The 21542-nt window shown below is 68.3% G+C and carries 14 protein-coding genes; 11 read left to right on the top strand and 3 right to left on the bottom strand.

From position 1 onward, the window contains the following. Positions 1-424 precede the first annotated feature (424 nt). Complete coding sequence (acnA, locus tag CLM62_RS35920) at positions 425-3145, top strand: aconitate hydratase AcnA (protein WP_095754080.1); 2721 nt, start codon at positions 425-427, stop codon at positions 3143-3145. A gap of 342 nt (positions 3146-3487) precedes the next feature. Next, positions 3488-5074 carry an ATP-binding protein gene (locus tag CLM62_RS35915; RefSeq protein ID WP_095754079.1) on the top strand — a complete coding sequence of 529 codons (1587 nt, stop codon included), beginning with the start codon at positions 3488-3490 and terminating at the stop codon, positions 5072-5074. Between the two features lie 77 nt (positions 5075-5151). Here the strand turns inward: CLM62_RS35915 and CLM62_RS35910 are convergent, their stop codons facing one another. Together CLM62_RS35910 and CLM62_RS35905 are read right to left on the bottom strand one after the other, a co-directional pair. Further along, complete coding sequence (locus CLM62_RS35910; RefSeq protein WP_095754078.1) at positions 5152-6252, bottom strand: lytic polysaccharide monooxygenase; 1101 nt, start codon at positions 6250-6252, stop codon at positions 5152-5154. A 331-nt stretch (positions 6253-6583) separates the two neighbouring features. Continuing rightward, on the bottom strand, positions 6584-7582 hold the full coding sequence (locus CLM62_RS35905; protein ID WP_095754077.1) for an acetylxylan esterase: 999 nt from the start codon (positions 7580-7582) through the stop codon (positions 6584-6586). A 268-nt stretch (positions 7583-7850) separates the two neighbouring features. Between CLM62_RS35905 and CLM62_RS35900 the strand changes: the two genes are divergently transcribed. The 5 genes from CLM62_RS35900 (at position 7851) to CLM62_RS35880 (ending at position 14254) form a co-directional block, all read left to right on the top strand. Further along, positions 7851-8846 (top strand): sugar ABC transporter permease, encoded by a 996-nt coding sequence (locus tag CLM62_RS35900; protein WP_095754076.1) that lies wholly within the window; start codon positions 7851-7853, stop codon positions 8844-8846. Then, complete coding sequence (locus CLM62_RS35895) at positions 8840-9721, top strand: carbohydrate ABC transporter permease (protein WP_095754075.1); 882 nt, start codon at positions 8840-8842, stop codon at positions 9719-9721. The genes CLM62_RS35900 and CLM62_RS35895 overlap by 7 nt, the downstream gene beginning before the upstream one ends. A 92-nt stretch (positions 9722-9813) precedes the next feature. After that, positions 9814-11469 carry an extracellular solute-binding protein gene (locus CLM62_RS35890; protein WP_095754074.1) on the top strand — a complete coding sequence of 552 codons (1656 nt, stop codon included), beginning with the start codon at positions 9814-9816 and terminating at the stop codon, positions 11467-11469. Between the two features lie 65 nt (positions 11470-11534). After that, positions 11535-12245, top strand: coding sequence for a DUF624 domain-containing protein (locus tag CLM62_RS35885; RefSeq protein ID WP_095754073.1), 711 nt, complete (start codon positions 11535-11537; stop codon positions 12243-12245). Then, complete coding sequence (locus CLM62_RS35880) at positions 12242-14254, top strand: beta-galactosidase (protein ID WP_095754072.1); 2013 nt, start codon at positions 12242-12244, stop codon at positions 14252-14254. The genes CLM62_RS35885 and CLM62_RS35880 overlap by 4 nt, the downstream gene beginning before the upstream one ends. A gap of 35 nt (positions 14255-14289) precedes the next feature. On the opposite strand, the gene CLM62_RS35875 is transcribed toward CLM62_RS35880, so the two are convergent. Next, the gene (locus CLM62_RS35875) at positions 14290-16263 is read right to left on the bottom strand and encodes an alpha-glucuronidase (protein ID WP_095754071.1); all 1974 of its coding nucleotides are present in this window, start codon (positions 16261-16263) and stop codon (positions 14290-14292) included. A 521-nt stretch (positions 16264-16784) separates the two neighbouring features. Here CLM62_RS35875 and ngcE point away from each other — a divergent pair. The 4 genes from ngcE (at position 16785) to CLM62_RS35855 (ending at position 21515) form a co-directional block, all read left to right on the top strand. Beyond that, positions 16785-18245, top strand: a complete 1461-nt coding sequence (gene ngcE, locus CLM62_RS35870) for an N-acetylglucosamine/diacetylchitobiose ABC transporter substrate-binding protein (protein ID WP_095754070.1) — start codon at positions 16785-16787, stop codon at positions 18243-18245. Positions 18246-18273: 28 nt separating this feature from the next. Then, positions 18274-19200, top strand: coding sequence for a carbohydrate ABC transporter permease (locus CLM62_RS35865; RefSeq protein WP_095754069.1), 927 nt, complete (start codon positions 18274-18276; stop codon positions 19198-19200). Between the two features lie 4 nt (positions 19201-19204). Beyond that, positions 19205-20128 carry a carbohydrate ABC transporter permease gene (locus tag CLM62_RS35860; protein WP_095754068.1) on the top strand — a complete coding sequence of 308 codons (924 nt, stop codon included), beginning with the start codon at positions 19205-19207 and terminating at the stop codon, positions 20126-20128. A gap of 187 nt (positions 20129-20315) precedes the next feature. Then, complete coding sequence (locus CLM62_RS35855; RefSeq protein WP_095754067.1) at positions 20316-21515, top strand: ROK family transcriptional regulator; 1200 nt, start codon at positions 20316-20318, stop codon at positions 21513-21515. Positions 21516-21542: the final 27 nt, after the last annotated feature.

Raw genomic sequence — 21542 nt, 5'->3', positions numbered from 1 at the left:
CCGATGGAACAACACGGGCAGCGTCGCCAGCTGGTCACCGGCTGCATCCGCCCCGGCCATCAGCGGACCCGGTGTCGTAAAAACCTTCCGAAGCCGACCCGCGGACACGTCGTGCGGGCAGCGGGGGTGCCGGTAACGCGACAACCACCGGACACTCGCCAGCAGCGGCGCCTCAGGTACCCCGACCCAAACGACTGACTTCGCTGAGCAAACGCCTCGACTGGATGAGAACAGACAAGGAGCCCGGGCATGACCAACCCGGCCCCATGTACTAGAGTTATCTCGACATCGAGATATCTGCCGAGGCGTGCCGCAGTCGCCACTCCAGTAAGGCCTACCTAACTTAGCCTTACCTTAGCGGATCGGCCAAGAGGGCGTGGCGGCAGGATGCGGTGGTAAGCGCACAGAAATAAAGGAGACTGTCGTGTCGGCGAACAGCTTCGACGCCCGCAGCACGCTGCAGGTGGGCGACGAGTCGTACGAGATCTTCCGCCTGGACAAGGTGGAGGGCTCGGCCCGGCTCCCCTACAGCCTTAAGGTCCTGCTGGAGAACCTGCTCCGTACCGAGGACGGCGCGAACATCACCGCCGACCACATCCGCGCCCTTGGCGGCTGGGACTCGCAGGCCCAGCCGTCGCAGGAGATCCAGTTCACGCCGGCCCGCGTGATCATGCAGGACTTCACCGGCGTGCCCTGTGTCGTGGACCTCGCCACGATGCGTGAGGCCGTCAAGGAGCTCGGCGGAGACCCGGCGAAGATCAACCCGCTGGCCCCGGCCGAGCTGGTCATCGACCACTCCGTCATCGCCGACAAGTTCGGCACCAACGACGCCTTCGCGCAGAACGTCGAGCTCGAGTACGGCCGTAACCGCGAGCGCTACCAGTTCCTGCGCTGGGGCCAGACCGCCTTCGACGAGTTCAAGGTCGTCCCGCCCGGCACCGGCATCGTCCACCAGGTGAACATCGAGCACCTGGCCCGGACCGTGATGGTGCGGGGCGGCCAGGCGTACCCCGACACCCTCGTCGGCACCGACTCGCACACCACCATGGTCAACGGTCTCGGCGTCCTCGGCTGGGGCGTCGGCGGTATCGAGGCCGAGGCCGCGATGCTCGGTCAGCCCGTCTCGATGCTCATCCCGCGCGTCGTCGGCTTCAAGCTGACCGGTGAGCTCACCCCCGGCACCACCGCCACCGACCTGGTGCTGACCATCACCGAGATGCTCCGCAAGCACGGCGTGGTCGGCAAGTTCGTCGAGTTCTACGGCGAGGGCGTGGCCGCCACCTCCCTCGCCAACCGCGCCACCATCGGCAACATGTCGCCGGAGTTCGGCTCGACCGCCGCGATCTTCCCGATCGACGCCGAGACCATCAAGTACCTGAAGCTGACCGGCCGCAGCGAGCAGCAGCTGGCGCTCGTCGAGGCGTACGCCAAGGAGCAGGGCCTCTGGCTCGACCCGGCCGCCGAGCCCGACTTCTCGGAGAAGCTGGAGCTCGACCTCTCGACGGTCGTCCCGTCGATCGCCGGCCCGAAGCGTCCGCAGGACCGCATCGTCCTCGCGAACGCCGCCGAGCAGTTCAAGCAGGACGTCCGCAACTACGTCAGCGTCGACGAGTACGAGGCCAGCAAGGAGTCCTTCCCGAGCTCCGACGCCCCCTCGTCGATCCCGAACGGCGCCCCGAGCAACCCGGTCACCGTCACCGCCCCCGACGGCTCGACCTACGAGATCGACCACGGTGCCGTGACGGTCGCGGCCATCACCTCCTGCACCAACACCTCCAACCCGTACGTCATGGTCGCCGCCGCGCTCGTCGCGAAGAAGGCCGTGGAGAAGGGCCTGACCCGCAAGCCGTGGGTCAAGACCACCCTCGCCCCGGGTTCGAAGGTCGTGACGGACTACTTCGACAAGGCCGGGCTCACCCCGTACCTCGACAAGGTCGGCTTCAACCTCGTCGGCTATGGCTGCACCACCTGCATCGGCAACTCCGGCCCGCTGCCGGAGGAGGTCTCCAAGGCCGTCAACGACCACGACCTCGCGGTCACGTCGGTTCTCTCCGGCAACCGGAACTTCGAGGGCCGTATCAACCCCGACGTCAAGATGAACTACCTGGCCTCCCCGCCGCTGGTCGTCGCGTACGCCCTCGCGGGCTCCATGAAGGTGGACATCACCAAGGACGCGCTGGGCACGGACCAGGAGGGCAAGCCGGTCTACCTGTCCGACATCTGGCCCTCCGAGGCCGAGGTCAACGACGTCGTGGCGAACGCCATCGGCGAGGACATGTTCAACAAGTCCTACCAGGACGTCTTCGCGGGCGACGCCCAGTGGCAGGCGCTGCCGATCCCGACCGGCAACACCTTCGAGTGGGACGCGCAGTCGACGTACGTCCGCAAGCCCCCGTACTTCGAGGGCATGACGATGGAGACCACTCCGGTCTCCGACATCTCGGGCGCGCGCGTCCTCGCCAAGCTGGGCGACTCGGTCACCACCGACCACATCTCCCCGGCCGGCGCGATCAAGGCCGACACCCCGGCGGGCAAGTACCTCACCGAGCACGGTGTGGAGCGTCGTGACTTCAACTCGTACGGTTCCCGCCGCGGCAACCACGAGGTCATGATCCGCGGCACGTTCGCCAACATCCGCCTGCGCAACCAGATCGCGCCGGGCACCGAGGGCGGCTACACCCGCGACTTCACGCAGGACGGCGCGCCGGTCTCCTTCATCTACGACGCCTCGCAGAACTACCAGGCGGCGGGGATCCCGCTGGTCGTCCTGGCCGGCAAGGAGTACGGCTCCGGCTCGTCCCGCGACTGGGCGGCCAAGGGCACGGCCCTCCTCGGCGTCAAGGCCGTCATCGCCGAGTCGTACGAGCGCATCCACCGCTCCAACCTCATCGGCATGGGCGTGCTCCCGCTCCAGTTCCCGGAGGGCCAGTCCGCCTCGACGCTCGGCCTGACCGGCGAGGAGGCCTTCTCCATCTCCGGCGTCACCGAGCTCAACGAGGGCACCACGCCGCGCACGGTCAAGGTCACCACCGACACAGGCGTCGAGTTCGACGCGGTCGTCCGCATCGACACCCCCGGTGAGGCCGACTACTACCGCAATGGCGGCATCATGCAGTACGTGCTGCGCAGCCTGATCCGCAAGTAACAACCCAAGTAATCCAAAGTAATCCAAAGTAATCCAAAGTAATCCCAGTAAGCGGTACGGCACGGCAGTTGAGGGCCGCATCCCCGATGGCGGGGTGCGGCCCTTCGTCGTGCGCCTTCGTCGTACGCCTTCGCCGTATGCGTCCCGATCCGCCCGAGAACATCGCCCACCCTCAGGTTGAACACAGGATTCCCCCAGCGGACGGGGACAGGATCGAGACATGTCTGGCATCTCCCGGTCCCGAACCGGCCGCGTCCGCAGGCTCGTCGTCGACGGTGAGCCCGCCCTTCCCCATACCGACCGCCGGCCGGGCCGCACCATCAGGCCGACGGAGGCCGGGAGATGACCGCCGCCGGACTGCGCCCGAGCCCGCGACGAGCGGGGACCGCCCGGCAGCGCCGTTTCCCGCGCACGCGCTCCCTCCGCACCCGCCTGCTGCTCTTCATCGGCGCCATCCTCGTCGCCGTATGCGCCGCGACGGCGATCATCACGGCCGTCGTCCAACGCTCCTATCTGATGGGCGACTTGGACGACCGCGTCACCAGCGCCGCCGAGCGCGGCCTGGACGGTGCCGCGCACCACCCGGACATCGAGGACAACCTGACCTTCCTCAACGACACCGGTCACCCGGCCGGTTTGCTCACCGCCCGGCTCGACGACGACGGCACGATCCTCACCGGAGCGGTGGTCGGGCACGACGCCGTACCGCGGTCCCTCACCACAGCCCAGCGCACCGCCCTGGCGGGCATCGCGCCCGACGGTTCGCGGCACACCCGGACCGTCCCCGGCCTCGGCACCTACCGGGTCGCCGCGCTCGACGACGACGGGGTCCGCGTCCTGACCGGCCTCCCCATGGACCAGGTGGAGCGCATGATCAGCAGGCTGGTCTTGGTTGAGGGAGTCGTCGTCGGCGCCGGGCTCGCCGTCGCCGGCTGCGTCTGCGCGGTGGTCATACGGCGGCAGCTGCGCCCCCTCCGACGGGTCGCCGCCACCGCAGCCGAGGTTTCCCGCGCGGAGCTGGACCGGACCGGGGCCACCGGCCTCACCCGCGTCCCCGTCAAGGACACCGACTCCGGCAGCGAGGCCGGTCAGGTCGGTGCCGCGCTCAACCGGATGATCGACCATGTCGAGTCCCAGATCGCCGAGCGCCGGCGCAGCGAGGAGCGGGTGCGCCGCAGCGAGGAACGCATGCGCCGCTTCCTCTCCGACGCCAGCCATGAACTGCGTACGCCGCTCGCGTCCATCGCCGGATACGCGGAGCTGATGAACCGCGGCACCGGCCCGATCGAGCCGGTCCTCGCCTGGCGCCGCGTCTTGGCCGAGTCGGCCCGCATGACCAGCCTCGTCGAGGACCTCCTCCTGCTGGCCCGGCTCGACGAGGGCCGGCCGTTGCGGTCCGCCGAGGTGGACCTGGCGGCGCTGGTCGCGGAGGCCGTGTGGGAGGCGCGGGCCGCGGGCGGCGGCCACGACTGGCAGCTGGAGCTGCGCCTCGACGCCCCCGCGCTGGTGGCCGGCGACGAGGCACGCCTCCACCAGGTGGTGGCCAACCTGTTGGCCAATGCGCGTATGCACACACCTGTCGGCACGACAGTCGTGGCCTCCGTCGAGGCCACGCCCGCCCGCCGCGTCATCCGCGTCCGCGACGACGGCCCCGGCATCCCGCCCGCCCTCCTCCCCACGGTCTTCGAACGCTTCAGCCGCGCGGACACGTCCCGCTCCCGCGCGGATGGCAGGCAGGGCGGCTCGGGTCTGGGCCTGGCCGTAGCGGCGGCGATCATGGCGGCGCACGGGGGACGCATCGAGGTGGACAGCGTTCCGGGGCACACGGAGTTCACGGTGGAACTGCCGACGGCGGGCAGCACGGCGAGGGCGGCGCGTGCGGATCCGGTGACGGAGGTGGCCGCCGCTTGCTCCTTCCGCTCTCGATGACGGATCTCGATGACGGATCTCGATGACGGACCCGATGGACAGGGCTCACACCCACCGGGTCCGTCCGGAGCGGTGGCTCAGCCGACCCGGCAGGGCAGGCTCGTCGCCGTATCACCGCCGGAGCCGGAGACGACGTAGCCGAACGTCGTACTCTCTCCCGGATCCAGCGAGCCGTTCCAGCCCGCGTTGTGGACCATCACGTTCTGCCCGGTGTAGGTCGCGTTGCCGCTCCACAGGCTCTCGACCTTCTGGCCGCTCGGCAGCGTCCAGTCGACCATCCAGCCCAGCATCGGGACGTCGCCGGAGTTGGTGACGGTCACCTCGGACTGGTAGCCGCCGTTCCAGCTGCCCGTCGTCCTACGGGTGGCCGTGCAGGTGCCCGGCACCGGATCGGTCGGGTTGCCCGGGTCGTGGATGCCGGTGACCTCGCCGTTTCCGCCGTCGAAGACGACGTCGGAGCAGGAGTAGAAGGTCTCCTGGCTGTCCGAGCGCTGCCAGACCATGTAGATGATGTGTCGCCCGGACTTGTCGGCGGGCAGCTTGCCGGTCCAGGAGTAGTTGGCCTCGACCGTGCCCGGGCTGCCGTTGAGCGGCGGGTGGTCGACGCTCAGGAACGGCTGGTCCTCCATGTCGTCCCAGGTGAGGGTCTGCTTGGGATCGAAGCCGTCCTTGGTGATGTAGACGTAGAACCAACCGGGGTGCGCGGCCCAGGCGTTGTACGAGAAGTCGACCGTCGCGCCCGAGGTGAGGTGGGTGAGCGGCCAGTCGTCGCGCGGCGCGTTGAAGCCGGTGAAGTTGGTGTTGCCGCCGCTGCACAGCTGGCCGTCCGGCACGAAGCCGCGGGTGCGGCCGGCGCCGTCCGAGCGCAGCACCGAGAACCAGTTGTAGAACGGCGTGGTGCCGCTGACCTGCTGGGCGTTCTTGCAGGCCGGGTTGACCGGCTTGATCTCACCGGTGTCGGTCAGGCCGTCCTGCCAGCACAGGAAGGTACGGCTGCCGGGCTTCATCGGGGTGCCGTGGGCCTCCGCCTCGCCGCCGGCCGTGACGACCAGGCTGAGCGCCGGGATGGTGGCGAACAGGGCCACCAGGACGAGGAAGAGGGATCTGGCGCGGGTGGGGGCAGCCAGTAATCGGCGCGGGGAGTCCGGGGACTCCGGCCGCGTTCTTGTCAGGATCATGACAGATCAGTCCGTTCCTTGAGGTACGGGCCGTGTGGATGCGTGCCTGTGGATGCGTGTCCGTGGATGCGTGTCTGCGGACGCGTGTGCGGATGCGGATGCGGGGGTGGGAGCGGGCCCGCGGGCGGGTTCCGGTCCACCTGGTGGGAGCGCTCCCACCCCTCTGTTTTGGGAAGCTAGCGCCGCAGGGCTGACTTGTAAACAGTCAGCGCGGCGGCCGTACGAGCCCGGACCGGTAGGCGAAGACCAAGGCGAAGACCAAGGCGAAGACCACCAGTTGGGCGCGGTCGCGGGCGCGGGCGCCCAGCTTCGTCTTGGCGCGCTGGACTGTTCACGCTCGCCCCGGGCCGAACACCTCCGCCAGCCAGCCCAGTTGGCGGCGTACATGCACCGCGTCGCCGCCCTCGTGACCGTTGTACGGATAGGCGTGGATCTCCTTGCGGGGTTTATCGGTGGCCAACTCCCCGTACCGGTTGAAAGCCGCGTACGCCCCGCTCGGCGGGCACACCGTGTCGCGCAGCCCCACCCCGAAGTGCGCCGGCGCCTGCGCGCGCCGCGCGAAGGAGATGCCCTCCATGTACGCGAGCGAGCGATGGGCGGCCTGTTCGGCGCCCCGGTGCACCGACAGATAGGCGGTGATCTCGCCGTACGGGCTCGCGTCGGTGAGGTCCAGTGCGCGCCGGATGCCGCACAGGAAAGGCGCGGTGACCAGGGCCGCCGCCAGGTCGGGGACGAGCCCCGCGACGGCCAGGGCGAGGCCGCCGCCCTGACTGTTGCCGACGGCCGCGACGCGCCCGCCGTCGACCCCGGGCAGCTCCCGCACCGCCGCCACCGCCCGTACCGCGTCCGTGATCAGGCGCCGGTAGTGGTAGTCCTGTGGGGCGAGCAGGCCCCGTACCGCCGGGCCGGGGCCGCCCGGTGCGCCCGCGTGCGGGTCCGGGGTGTCGCCGCCGCAGCCGTACTGGTCGCCCTGGCCCCGGTTGTCCATCAGCAGGTGCGCGTACCCGGCGTTCACCCAGGTCAGCCGCTCGTGGGGGAGGCCGCGACCGCGGCCGTAGCCCGCGTACTCGACGACCGCGGGCAGCGGCTCCCGTACCCCGGCCGGGAGGCTGTACCAGGCGCGGACCGGATCGCCGGCGAAGCCGCGGAAGGTCACGTCCCAGGTCTCCGTCAGCCGCAGGCCGGTCCGCACGGGCCGCACTGACACCACCGGGTCCCTCTGCCCGGCCTCCTTCAGCGTGGCCCGCCAGAACTCGTCGAAGTCGGCGGGCTCCTCGGGCTCCGGTCGGTACCGCTCCAACTCCTTCAACGGCAGGTCGAACGCGGGCACGGCGGCACCTCACAGGCGTCAACGGGGCGGCTCGGTCCGATCGTTGCGGTCGTAGGGCAGAAAGTTCCGGCGTGACCGCGCCGATCCATTCATCTCTTCCACCCTGACACCGAGGTGAATCCAGGGTGACACAACCGTCTTGTGTCCCCAAGGTTCCCGCGTGCAGCCCCCATTGACAGCGCTTTCTGCTGCCCCTAAGTTGCCGCGAAGTTACCGGTAAGAGCTCGAAAGTTTCGGTTCCGCGTCCCATGCCACGGGAGGCCCGAGCATGAGCACGTCCACCACGTCGGCCCCACCGCCGGGCACCCAGGACCCACCGCCGGCCGGAGCCGCACCCCGTCGCGGTGCGCGGAAGCCCGCGCGCACCGGCTGGCGGCGGGCGCTGCGCCGCGACTGGCAGCTGTACTCGCTGGCGATCCTGCCGCTGCTGTTCTTCCTGGTCTTCCGCTATCTGCCGATGATCGGCAACGTGATCGCCTTCCGGCGTTTCGAGCCGGGCGGCTCGATCTTCGGCGAGCAGTGGGTGGGGCTGCGCTATGTGCGCATGTTCCTCACCGATCCCACCTTCTGGCAGGTGTTCCGGAACACCCTGTGGCTCGGCGGGCTGACGCTCGTCTTCTGCTTCCCGATCCCGATCGTGCTGGCGCTGCTGCTGAACGAGGTGCGCCGGCGGTCGCTGAAACGGTTCGTGCAGTCGGTGTCGTACCTTCCGCACTTCCTGTCGATCGTGATCGTCGCGGGCATCACGATGCAGATGCTCGCCACGGACGGCCCGGTCAACCACATCCTGGGCTGGTTCGGCCACGATCCGATCCGCTTCATCCAGGAACCGGAGTGGTTCCGCACGATCTACGTCGGCTCGGAGATCTGGCAGACCGCAGGCTGGGGCACGATCCTCTACCTCGCCGCGCTCACCACGATCGACGAGGACCTGTACGAGGCCGCGCGCATCGACGGCGCCAACCGCTGGCAGCAGATCTGGCACGTCACCCTGCCCGGCATCCGGCCCACCATGATCACGCTGCTGATCCTCAACATCGGCACGTTCCTGGCGGTCGGCTTCGAGAAGGTCCTGCTGCTGTACAACCCGCTGACCTATCCGACCGCCGACGTGGTCTCGACGTACCTCTACCGCGCCGGTGTCGAGTCCAACAGCTTCAGCTACGCCGCCGCCATCGGCCTGTTCGAGGCGATCATCGGCCTGGTGCTGATCGTGTCCGCCAACCAGCTCTCGCGCCGCACAGTGGGGACGAGCCTGTGGTGAGTGTCAACCGGCCCACGCGGGGCTACCGGGTCTTCCAGGGCGTCAACGGGGTGATCCTCACCCTGGTCGTGGTCGTGACCCTGTACCCGTTCGTGAACATCATCGCCCGCTCGTTCAGCTCGGAACGCCAGATCCGGGCCGGTGAAGTGACGCTGTGGCCCAAGGGTTTCAACCTCACCACGTACAAGATCGTGCTCCAGGACTCGATGTTCTGGCGGAACTACGGCAACACCGTGCTGTACACGGTGGTGGCCACCGCCGTCGCCATGGTCCTGACGACCTGTTATGCCTACGTCCTGTCCAAGAAGCAGCTCAAGGGGCGCGGCGTGCTCGTGGGCGTCGCCGTGTTCACCATGTTCTTCACCGGCGGCCTGATCCCCAACTACGTCCTGGTCACCAGCCTCGGCCTGAAGAACAGCGTCTGGGCGATCGCGCTCCCCAACGCCATCAGCGTCTTCAACCTCCTGGTCATGAAGGCCTTCTTCGAGAGCCTGCCGACCGACCTGGAGGAGGCCGCGCAGATCGACGGCCTGAGCACGTACGGCATCCTGCTGCGGATCGTGCTGCCCCTGTCCAAGGCGGTCGTCGCCACGATGGTGCTGTTCTACTCGGTGTCCTTCTGGAACTCCTGGTTCAGCGCGTTCCTGTACATGGACAAGACCGAACTCATGCCGGCCACCGTCTACCTGCGCAACCTCATCTCGGGCGCCACCACGGGCGGCAACGCCGGCGCCGCCACGGAGCAGCTCAGCCAGGTCGGGGCGAACATCCAGTCGGTCACGATCGTGCTGACCGCGCTGCCGATCCTCTGCGTGTACCCGTTCGTCCAGCGCTACTTCGTCTCGGGCGTGATGCTCGGCGCGGTCAAGGGCTGACGCTCCCTCATATCGCTCACGAAATGCCGCTCACGAAATGCCGCTCAGGAATGCAGCTCAGGAATGTCGCTCACGGAACAAAGGAGTCTCCGTTGAAGAACGCAGGGCAGTTGTCGCGGCGCCAGATCCTCTCCGCCGCAGGCTTCATAGGCCTCGCCACCCTCACCGGCTGCGGCAGCGGCGACGACGGCGGGAACAGCAAGGATCTGTCGAAGAAGCAGAACGGCGCGATGAAGGAGTACCGCGCCGGCCAGCAGTTCAAGGCCGCCAAGCCACTGTCCTTCTCGGTCCTGCACAACAACAACCCGGTCTATCCGATGAAGAACAGCTGGCTGTTCTGGAAGGAGGTCACCAAGCGCACCGGTGTGACCCTCAAGCCGGTCGACGTCCCTCTGGTGGACTACGAGAAGAAGCGCAGCGTCCTCATCGGCGCGGGTGACGCCCCGTTCCTGATCCCCAAGACGTACCACCCCTCGGAGGTCGCCTTCGTGTCGTCGGGCGCGATCCTGGCGGTGAGCGACTACGTGCACCTGATGCCCAACTTCCAGGCCAAGGTGAAGAAGTGGCGCCTGGAGCCCGAGCTCGACTCGATCCGGCAGTCCGACGGGAAGTACTACCTGCTGCCCGGCCTGCACGAGAGGCCCAAGTCCGGTTACTCGATGTCCTTCCGCACGGACGTCCTCGACAAGCTGGGCCTGTCCCTGCCCACCAGCTGGGACGAGGTGTACACCGTCTTCAAGGCGATCAAGGAGGAGTACCCCGACCGCTACCCCTTCTCCGACCGCTGGAGCACCAACACCCCGTTCCCCGTGGCGGCCCTGCTCAGCTACCTCGGTCAGGCGTACGGCGTCCAGGCGGGCTGGACGTACAACAACATCAGCTTCGACACGAAGGCGCAGGAGTTCGTCTTCACCGGCGCGACGGACGGCTATCGCCAGATGGTCGAGTACGTGAGAAAACTGGTCGCCGAGAAGCTGATGGACCCGGAGAGCTTCACCCAGACCGATGACGCGGCCGTGCAGAAGCTACTCGGCGAGAAGTCTTTCGCGATCAGCGCCAACCCGCAGGAGCTGGTGCAGAACTACCGCTACAACCTGGAGAAGCAGGTCGAGGGCGCGAAGATCGAGATGGTGCCGGTGCCGCTGGGACCGGCGGGCCCGGTGGTGATGGGCGGCACGCGGCTGGAGAACGGCGTCATGATCTCCAGCAAGGCGCTCAAGAGCGACAGCTTCGTCGCGATGATGCAGTTCGTGGACTGGCTCTGGTACTCCGACGAGGGCCAGAAGTTCTCCAAGTGGGGCGTCGAGGGCGTTACTTACACCGAGTCCGGCGGCCAGTTCGAGCTGGAGCCCGGCATCAGCCTCATGGGGTCCGACCCGGACGCCCCGAAGGACCTCCAGAAGGACTACGGCTTCTTCAACGGCGTCTTCACCTACGGCGGCAGCTGGGCGCTGGTCTCCTCCAACTTCAGCCCGGACGAGAAGAAGTTCCAGGACGCCATGGCCCAGCGCACACAGCTGCCCATCGACCCGGCACACCCACTCCAGTCCGTCGAGCAGGAACAGGCGACCCTCTGGGACACCCCGCTGAGGGACCACGTCACCCAGAACACCCTCAAGTTCGCCCTCGGCAAGCGCCCGCTGTCCGAATGGGACGCGTACGTCACCGAGTTGAAGGCGAAGAACATGGACCAGCTCGTCGACGTCCACAACAAGGCGCACGACCGCTTCAAGAAGGAGAACGGGTGATCCGTGGTCGAGAAGGAGGCGCCGACGTGGTGGGACGAACGGCGGCCGCTCGGAACGGAGCCGCAGTGAGCACACCCGCACCCACCACGTCCACGTCCCCATCCACCTCGACCGCCTTCGGCGACGGCCCTCTCTCCCGGGCCGCCGCCCTGATCCACACCCTGGTCACCGTCGAAGCGCTGCTGCTCGTCGCCGCCGCGCCGGGTCTGGCCGGGCTGCTGCTGGTGGGCACCGACCCGGCCAACCTCCCCCTGGCCGCCGTATGCCTGCTGCCCCTCGGCCCGGCCCTCTCCGCCGCGCTGTACGCCCTCCACCACCGCGACCGCGACCTCACCGACCTGCACCCGGCCCGCACCTACTGGCGCGGCTGGCGGCTGAACGCCGTACCGTCCCTGAAGCTGTGGGCACCCCTGCTCGCCTGGCTCACCGTCATCGCCTTCACACTGACCCACTTCTCCGCCGCCGGGCTGCCCCGCTGGTGGGCGGTACTGCTCGGAGCCATCGGGGCCGGCTCCCTCCTCTGGGGCGCGCACGCGCTCGTCCTCACCTCCCTGTTCTCCTTCCGCGCCCGCGACACGGCCCGGCTGTCCGGCTACTTCCTGCTCCGGCACGGCCGCGCCACCCTGGGCGCCGCCTCGTTGCTCGTCCTGGCCGCCGGACTGACCGCCCTGCTCACCGAGGCCCTGCCCGCCCTGCTGGCCGCCCCGCTGCTGCTCTCCCTGCTGCACAGCAGCCGCCCGGTGATCGCCGAGACCCAGGAGGACTTCACCGCATGACCGTGCCCGATACCCCCAAGATCCCGTACGGCGGTGACTACAACCCGGAGCAGTGGCCGGAGCCGGTCTGGGACGAGGACCACCACCTGTTCACCCGGGCCGGCATCGATACCCTCACCGTCGGCGTCTTCTCCTGGTCCCTGACCCAACCGGCCGAAGGCACCTACGACTTCACGATCCTGGACCGCATCCTCGACCGGGCCGCCGCCGAGGGCCGCCAGGTCTGCCTGGCCACCGGCACCGCCGCCCTCCCGCCCTGGCTGGCGAAGAAGTACCCCGAGGTCAACCGGACCGACTTCGAGGGCCGCCGCCACCGCTACGGCCAGCGCCACAACTTCTGCCCCAGCTCACCGGCGTACCGCAGCCTCGCGACGGAGATGGCCGGCCGTCTCGCCGAACGGTACGTACAGCACCCGGCGTTACTCGCCTGGCACATCAACAACGAGTACGGCGGCACCTGTTACTGCGATCTGTGCGCCGATGCCTTCCGCGCGTGGCTGCGGGACAAGTACGCCACCCTCGACGCCCTCAACGACGCCTGGTGCACCACCTTCTGGTCCCACCGCTACACCGACTTCGGCGAGATCGAGCCCCCGAACGCCCTCACCGAACACTGGCGCGGCCCCGACCACACCGCCTTCCAGGGCACCACCCTCGACTACTTCCGCTTCACCACCGACGCCCTGCTCGGCTGCTTCCTCGCCGAGAAGGAGGTGATCCGCGCCCATGACCCGGACACGCCCGTCACCACCAACTTCATGGGCATGTTTCGCCCCCTCGACTACCACCGCTGGGCGCCCCACCTCGACTTCGCCTCCTGGGACAGCTACCCGCCCCTCGACGCCCCGCCGACCTGGCCCGCCCTCGCCCACGACCTGATGCGCGGCCTGAAGGACGGCGCCCCCTTCTGGCTGATGGAGCAAACCCCGTCAACAACGGCCTGCCGTGACGTCAACCCCCTGCGGAGGCCGGGGGAGCTGCGCCTCGCCACCTTCCAGGCCATCGCGCACGGCGCGGACGCGGCCCTGTACTTCCAGATGCGCGCCTCGCGCGGCGCCTGCGAGAAGTACCACGGGGCGGTCATCGGCCACGCGGGCCGCGACGACACCCGCGTCTTCCGCGAAGTGGCCGATCTGGGCAGGGAGTTGGAGCTCCTGGGCTCCAGCACCCTCGGCGCCCGCACCCCCGCCCGCACCGCCCTGATCTTCGACTGGGACAGCTGGTGGGCCCTGGAGATCTCCGACGGCCCCTCCCGCCTGGTCCGCTACCAGGAGGTGGTCCACGCCTACTACCGCGCCGCCCGCGAGGCCGGCGCCGACATCGACGTCATCCCGCAGACCGCCGACCTCACCCCCTACGACGTGGTCCTCGCCCCCGTCCTGCACATGGTCAAGGGCGACCTGCCCACCCGCCTCGAAGCCGTCGCCGCACGCGGCGGCACCGTCCTCACCACCTTCCTCTCCGGCCGCGTCGACGAGCACGACCGCGCCTTCCTCACCGACGTGCCCGGCCCGCTGGCCCCTCTCTTGGGCGTCCGCGTCGACGAATGGGACGCCCGTCCACCGGAGTTCGTCCAGACCGTCCCCGAACTGGGGGCAGAGGCACGGCTCGTCTTCGAGATCGTGCTGCCGCGGGGCGCCGAGCCGGTCGCCACGTACGGCTCCGACTTCTACGCGGGCACCCCCGCCGTGACCCGCAACCGCTACGGCGACGGCGAGGGCTGGTACGTCGCCACCGCCCTCTACCAGCCAGGCGTCGACCAGGTGGTAAGGCGCATCCTGGCCCGCCACGACCTGATCGGCCCGTACACCGAGCACACCGGCCTGGAGACCGCGACCCGCGTCACCGCCGACGGCACCCGACTCCTCTTCCTCCTCAACCACGCCCCCGAACCGGCCCACCTGACCGCCCACACCACCACCACCGACCTGCTGACCGGCAAGCGGGTCGAGGACGGCGATCCACTGACCCTCGATCCGCTGGGCACAGCGATCCTGCGCATTCAGTAGATGCGGTTCAGCAGATGCGGTTCAGTGGATTCGGTTCAGTGGATTCGGCGCCCATGTGCGTCGGGCACCCCCGACTTCCGGAAGAAGTAGCTGTTGACCTGATCGCGCCACTCGCGGGCACTGCGGAGCTGCTCCTCGAACCGCTCCGTCACCCGTGCGTGGCGCGCCGGGTCCACCAGCCCGGCCAGCGAGGCCCACACCTCCCGGGCCTCCTCCACCTCCGCCACGCCCTCGAAGTGCGTGTCGTAGATGTGCTGGATCACCGTCTTGCCGCTCTTCAGCATGTGCCCGTACGACACGTGGTGGAAGAACAGCAGCAGCTCGTCGGGGCAGCTCTGAGGCGACTCGTACCGCTCGGCCCACGGCTTGGCGTACTGCCCCGCGTACCCGGTTCCGGTGGCGCAGCTGCGATCGACCCCGACCCCGTCCCGGTCGGCGAAGTGATAGGTCCCCCACGGGCTGTACTCGTATCCGTCCACGCTCGGCCCGTAGTGGTGCCCCGGCTGCACCATGAAGCCCACCCCGAGCGGCGCGGTGTACTTCTCGTACGTCCGCCACGAACCGTCCAGCACCGCGCGCAGCCCCGCCGCGGGACCCGTCCCGAAGGTGAGCCGGATCCACTCGTCGAGAACGCCGTCCGGATCCGCGTCCGGCTGCCATGCCAGCCGCCCGAAGGTGTAGAGGTTCGCCTGGGCGAGTGGATGCCCGGTCCAGAACGGGTCGTCGCCGACGTTGGACACGGCCACGAGCCCGCTCGCCAGCTGCCCGACGCTCGCCTCCCCGTCCGGCCGGAACCCCAGCACCTCGCTCCACATCGGCCCCAGCCAGCACACGTGCCGCTGCTGCCCGGTGTACTCCTGAGTGGCCTGGACCTCTACCGTCAGCCGTGTGCGCGGCATCGCCCCGATCAGCGGGGACACCGGCTCCCGCACCTGGAAGTCCACCGGCCCGTGCTTCACCTGGAGCACGGCATTGGACGCGAACTCCCCGTCCAGCGGCACGAAATGGTCGTACGCCGCCCGCGCCCGGTCGGTCGTGCGGTCCCGCCAGTCCTGGCGGTGGTTGTAGACGAAGGCCCGCCAGTGGACCGTGCCGCCGTACGGCTCCAGCGCGGCGGCCAGCATGTTCGCCCCGTCGGCGTGACTGCGGCCGTACGCGAACGGCCCCGGCTGGCCCTCGGAGTCCGCCTTGACGACATATCCGCCGAAGTCCTCGATCTCCTCGTATACATGCCGCGTAGCCTCGGCCCACCAGGCGCGCACCGACGCGTCCAGCGGATCGGCCGTGGCCGGCCCGCCGAGCACCATCGGCGCGGCGAAGGTGACCGACAGATGCGTCCTGATGCCGTACGGCCTCAACGCGCCCGCGATCTCGGCGACTTCACCGATCCGGTCCGTGAGCAGGTGCGCCTCGGTCTCGTGCACGTTGACGTTGTTCACCGCCACGGCGTTGATTCCGCAGGCCGCCAGCAGCCTGCCGTACGCCCGCACCCGCTCCAGCTCACCGCGTGCCCGCCCGTCCTGCCAGAACAGCGACCCGCCGGCGTACCCGCGCTCCACCTGCCCCATGACCGGGTGCACAGCCACGTTGTCCCAGTGGTCCAGCATCCGCAGCGCCAGTGCCGGGCGGTGCGCTTCCCGCGCGCGCTCATCGCGGAAGGCGTCCTCGCCGAGCCGTACGACATGGAAGAATCCGTAGAGGAGTCCGGCCTGGCCCGACGCGGTGACCGCCGTACGGCCGCCCTCGCGCACGTACGTGAACGCCTCGGTGTCATCGGTGCCCGTCAGCTCCAGCACCAGGTCGTACGACGTGCCGGAACCCGGCTCGGGGTCGCGGTCCACACGACCACCGAACCGGGCACAGGCCTGAGTCACTTCCCCGTGCACCGTCTCCACCAGCGGACCTGACCCCCGGATCAGCGAGCGCCGGGTGCCGATCGCCCGGAAGGCAGCGGGCGGCAGCCACGCGGGGTCGACACCGTCGGGCAGGACAGGCACGGGAAGCGACATGGGACTCCCAACTCCGTTGCTCAGGCGAGCGGTTTCGACCTCCGCGCGCCCAGGAACGGTAGACGCCCAGTGCGGAAGAGGTAAGGCGGCCGCCGACACGATCGCCGTACCGCGTCTGTGCCGAACCCTGTGCTGCCGCATACGCGAGCACCCCCTGCGCCGGGCGTGGATAACGTTGTCAACGTCACTGCGCAAAGACCAGTTGTGACTCAGGTGTGCAGTGTTGTCAAGAGTGTTGACTGTGGCATTCGGGTTTTATGTCAGGGATTTTTCCGGCAAGTGGCGCACAGGTCGCTCATATTTCCGCGAGGTCTCAACTCGGAAAAGACCCGCGGCCAACCTTGCATTCGATCTTGCTCCACCGCCCGGAAATGGACTATACCTGTCGGCACTTCACACGATCCGCACGTCACGCTCCACTTCATGATCCACTTTTTCTGCACGACCCTGCTTGACCTGACCGCGGTGCCGGGAAGGATCCGGTTCACCGCCTGAGTCCTGGAGAAGGCGAGGACTTGAGCATGGGATCCACCTCCGCCGAGAACACCGAGAACGGCACCGCGGGCGTCGGCCGCCGCGATCTGATCAAGCGGTCGGCCGCGCTGGGCCTGATCTCCGTACCCACCATGAGCTTCCTGTCCGCGTGCGCCAGCAGTGGCGGCGACGACAGCGGCGACAAGGCCAAGGCGGGAAAGAAGACCGCCAAGAACCCACTTGGCGTAAACGAGACCGCGGGAATGGAATTCGTCCTGTTCGACGGCGGTTTCGGCAAGGAGTACGCCGAGGACGCCGTCAAGATCTACGAAAAGAACTTCCCCGAGGTCAAGGTGAAGTTCTCGGCCACCCAGAAGATCCAGTCCACGCTGCAGCCGCGCTTCAACCAGGGCACCCCGCCCGACCTCATCGACAACTCCGGCGCCGAGCAGATGGACATGGGTGTCCTGGCCGGCAAGAACCAGCTCACCGACCTCACCCCGCTGATGGACGCCCCGTCCTACGACGACCCGAACAAGAAGGTCCGCGACACACTGCGCCCCGGAATCGTGGAGATGGGCCGGCTCGACGGCGACCCGGTGTGGATCATGTACTACGCGTACACGGTGTACGGCGTCTGGTACTCGCAGAAGGCCCTGGACTCGCTCGACGAGCAGTACCCGCAGACCTGGGACCAGATGCTCGCCGTGTGCGAGAAGGCCAAGAAGAAGGGCATGGCGGGCTGGACCTACGCGGGCAAATACCCGTACTACCTGCCCTTCTCGCTCTACCCGATGATCGGCAAGGTCGGCGGTGTCGAGGTCCTCGACGCCATCGACAACCTGGAGCCGAACGCCTGGAAGCACCCGGCGGTCAAGGCGTGTTTCGACGCCTACTACGAGCTCTACCGGAAGGGCTACATCCTCAAGGGCACCCCGGGCCTGGACCACATCCAGTCGCAGACCGCCTGGGCCAAGGGCAAGGCGCTGTTCATCCCGAACGGCTCCTGGGTGGAGAACGAGTCGGCGAACGTCATCCCGAAGGACTTCGACCTGGCCGTCTCCGCGCCCACCGGCATCGACTCCTCCGACAAGATGCCCTTCGGCACCATCTGGGCGTCCGGCGGCGAGCCCTTCATCGTCCCGGCCAAGGCCAAGAACGGCGCCGGTGGCATGGAGCAGCTGCGCATCATGCTCAGCGAGGCGTCCTCGAAGAACTTCACCAGCAAGGTCAAGTCGCTCACCGCCTACAACGGCGGCACCGACGGCATCACCCTCACTCCCGGTTTGAAATCCGGTGTCGCGGCGCTGGAAAAGGCCGGCGACAACGTGGTGAATCCGCGTATGCAGGACTGGTACGTGCAGTTGCAGAAGGAGAAGATCGGCGTGTCCGGTCTCGGCGAGATGATGGCCGGCCGCCTCACCCCGGCCGAGGCCATCAAGAAGATCCAGGCCTTCGCCGACGAAACCGCCAAGGACACCTCGATCAAGCACTACAAGCACCAGTGACCGGCATTCTCACGACACCGGAGTAGCGATGCAGCACGGCAAGTACCGGTTCATCGTGGGGTTTTTGTCCTTGCCCCTGGGACTGTACGCGCTCTTCGTGGTGTGGCCGTTCATCCAGTCCATCTACTACTCGTTCACGGACTGGACCGGCCTGAGCCCCGAATTCAAGATGGTCGGCCTGGACAATTACCGGAGGATGCTGGACGACGAGATCTTCTGGAAGTCCTTGCAGCACAGCTTGATGTTCGCGGTCGTGCTGCCGCTGGTGACGATCAGTCTGGCGCTGTTCTTCGCCTTCATGATCAATGTCGGCGGCCGGAGAAGGAAGGGCGGCCCGGTCATCTCCGGTGTCCGGGGCTCTTCCTTCTACAAGATCGTCTATTTCTTTCCACAGGTGCTCTCGATCGCGATCGTCGCCCTGTTGTTCGCCTTCGCGTACAACCCGGACAGCGGCGCCATCAACTCGTTCCTGCGCGGGATCGGGCTCGACAGCGTCCAGCCGCTGTGGCTGGGCGACCCGGGCCTGGCCCTGTGGTGCGTGATGGCGGTGCTGGTCTGGTCCACGGTCGGCTTCTTCGTGGTGCTGTTCTCCGCCGGCATGGCGTCCATCCCGACCGATCTGTACGAGGCCGCGCTGCTCGACGGCGCCGGCCGTGCCACCACGTTCTTCCGGATCACCCTGCCGCTGCTGTGGGACACCGTGCAGTCCGGCTGGGTCTACATGGGCATCCTCGCCCTGGGCGCCGAGTCGTTCGCGGTCGTACAGATCATGACGACCGGGCCCGGCGGTCCCGACTACTCGACCACCGTCATGGTCCTGTACGTGTACCAGAAGGCGTTCCGTGACGGGCAGGCCGCCTACGCCACCACCATCGGCGTCGCCCTGCTCGTCGTCACGCTGGCCTTCGCCGCCCTCGTGATGCGGTTGGGCCGGCGCGAGCGGCTGGAGTACTGATCAGATGAAGACGACCGAGACCCCCGCCCCCGTACCGGCCGAGCCCGGTGCGCCCGTCGCCAAGGTCGACGCCCCGGCCGGCCCGCCCCCCAAGGAGAAGAAGGAGGGCACCACCCTCAACGTCTTCTCGCACGGGATCCTGGTCCTCTGGGCGATCATGGTCGTCCTGCCGCTGCTGTGGGCGGTGATGACGTCCTTCAAGGACGACAGTTCCATCTTCGGCTCGCCCTGGTCGCTGCCGGACAAACTGCACTTCGACAACTGGTCGCGGGCTTGGACCGAGGCCAACATGAGCGACTACTTCCTCAACACCGTCCTGGTGGTGGGGGGCTCGCTCATCGGCACGCTGGTACTCGGCTCCATGGCGGCGTACGTGCTGGCCCGCTTCGACTTCCCGGGCAACCGGTTCATCTACTACCTGTTCATCGGCGGCATGAGCTTCCCGATCATGCTGGCGCTGGTCCCGTTGTTCTACGTCGTGAACAACATGGGCCTGCTGAACACGATCCACGGCCTGATCCTGGTCTACATCGCCTACTCGCTGCCGTTCACGGTGTTCTTCCTGACCGCGTTCTTCCGCACGCTGCCGACCTCGGTGGCGGAGGCGGCCTTCGTGGACGGCGCCTCGCACTCCCGGACGTTCTTCCAGATCATGCTGCCGATGGCCAAGCCCGGCCTGGTCAGCGTGGGGATCTTCAACTTCCTCGGGCAGTGGAACCAGTACATGCTGCCGACGGTGCTCAACACCGACCCGGACAAGCGCGTCCTCACCCAGGGCCTGGTGCAGCTCGCGGTCAGCCAGGGGTACAAGGGTGACTGGTCGGGTCTGTTCGCGGGCCTGGTCATGGCGATGCTGCCGGTGCTCGCCGCGTACATCATCTTCCAGCGACAGGTGGTGCAGGGGCTGACGGCGGGGGCGCTGAAGTAGGGCGCGGCATCCTCCGCCCACAGGGGCGCCGCTCCCGGCTCCGGGCGCGGTGCTCCGTTGCTGTGTGCAAAGACGCGGATGCGGTTCAACCTCTTGACGGGAGGCGACCCGAACGGCTCAGCTTAGAGTTCACTAGTTGGACATAGACGGGGCCTCATCGAAGCGGTCCCGCGCGCAGGAGGTCGTCGTGGAGACTCCGGGGTCGCAGTCGTCGCTGCACCGAGCCAACCTGGAGCGGGTCGTACGAGCCGTGCGGCTGGCCGGGTCGCTCACGCAGGCGGAGATCGCGCGGACGACGGGCCTGTCCGCGGCCACCGTCTCCAACATCGTGCGGGAGCTCAAGGACGGCGGAACCGTCGAGGTCACGCCCACATCGGCGGGCGGCCGCCGAGCCCGCAGCGTCTCGCTGAGCGGGGACGCCGGCATCGTCATCGGTGTCGACTTCGGGCACACCCACCTGCGCGTGGCGGTCGGCAACCTCGCCCACCAGGTGCTCGCCGAGGAGTCCGAGCCGCTGGACGTGGACGCCTCCTCCACGCAGGGCTTCGACCGGGCGGAACAGCTGGTCACCCGGCTGATCGAGGCCACCGGAGTGGACCGCTCCAAGATCGCCGGCGTGGGCCTCGGCGTCCCCGGCCCGATCGACGTCGAGTCCGGCACGCTGGGCTCGACCGCCATCCTGCCCGGCTGGACCGGCACCAAGCCCGCCGAGGAACTGCGCGGGCGCCTCGGCGTGCCGGTGCACGTGGACAACGACGCCAACCTCGGCGCCCTCGGAGAGCTGGTCTGGGGCAGCGGCCGGGGGGTGCGCGACCTGGCGTACATCAAGGTCGCGAGCGGTGTCGGCGCGGGCCTGGTGATCAACGGGAAGATCTACCGGGGCCCCGGCGGCACAGCGGGGGAGATCGGACACATCACACTCGACGAATCCGGCCCGGTCTGCCGCTGCGGAAACCGCGGCTGCCTGGAGACCTTCGCGGCCGCGCGCTACGTCCTGCCGCTGCTCCAGTCCAGCCACGGCACCGACCTGACGATGGAAGGCGTCGTACGGCTGGCGCGGGACGGAGACCCGGGCTGCCGTCGGGTGATCGCCGACGTCGGCCGTCACATCGGCAGCGGAGTCGCCAATCTCTGCAACCTGCTGAACCCGAGCCGGGTGGTCCTCGGCGGTGATCTCGCCGAGGCCGGTGAGCTGGTCCTCGGGCCGATCAGGGAGTCCGTCGGCCGCTATGCCATCCCCAGCGCGGCGCGCCAACTCTCCATTCTTCCCGGGGCTCTTGGCGGCCGCGCGGAGGTGCTCGGAGCACTCGCTCTCGCCCTCAGTGAGATGGGTGATTCAACCCTTTTGGACAGCACCCTGCACGCTGCCGCACCCGCCTTCACTTAGAGAACGGATGGCACCGTTGCCAACCCG

It is taken from the genome of Streptomyces sp. SA15 (genome assembly GCF_002291145.1).
Lineage (GTDB): Bacteria > Actinomycetota > Actinomycetes > Streptomycetales > Streptomycetaceae > Streptomyces.
This window is presented reverse-complemented; position numbering and strand designations above follow the sequence as displayed.

Coding starts and splice junctions, on each gene's coding strand:
- CLM62_RS35900 (WP_095754076.1), top strand. CDS start 7,851: ATGAGCACGTCCACCACGTCGGCCCCACCGCCGGGCACCCAGGACCCA.
- ngcE (WP_095754070.1), top strand. CDS start 16,785: ATGGGATCCACCTCCGCCGAGAACACCGAGAACGGCACCGCGGGCGTC.
- CLM62_RS35875 (WP_095754071.1), bottom strand. CDS start 16,263: ATGTCGCTTCCCGTGCCTGTCCTGCCCGACGGTGTCGACCCCGCGTGG.
- CLM62_RS35865 (WP_095754069.1), top strand. CDS start 18,274: ATGCAGCACGGCAAGTACCGGTTCATCGTGGGGTTTTTGTCCTTGCCC.
- CLM62_RS35880 (WP_095754072.1), top strand. CDS start 12,242: ATGACCGTGCCCGATACCCCCAAGATCCCGTACGGCGGTGACTACAAC.
- CLM62_RS35910 (WP_095754078.1), bottom strand. CDS start 6,252: ATGATCCTGACAAGAACGCGGCCGGAGTCCCCGGACTCCCCGCGCCGA.
- CLM62_RS35860 (WP_095754068.1), top strand. CDS start 19,205: ATGAAGACGACCGAGACCCCCGCCCCCGTACCGGCCGAGCCCGGTGCG.
- CLM62_RS35915 (WP_095754079.1), top strand. CDS start 3,488: ATGACCGCCGCCGGACTGCGCCCGAGCCCGCGACGAGCGGGGACCGCC.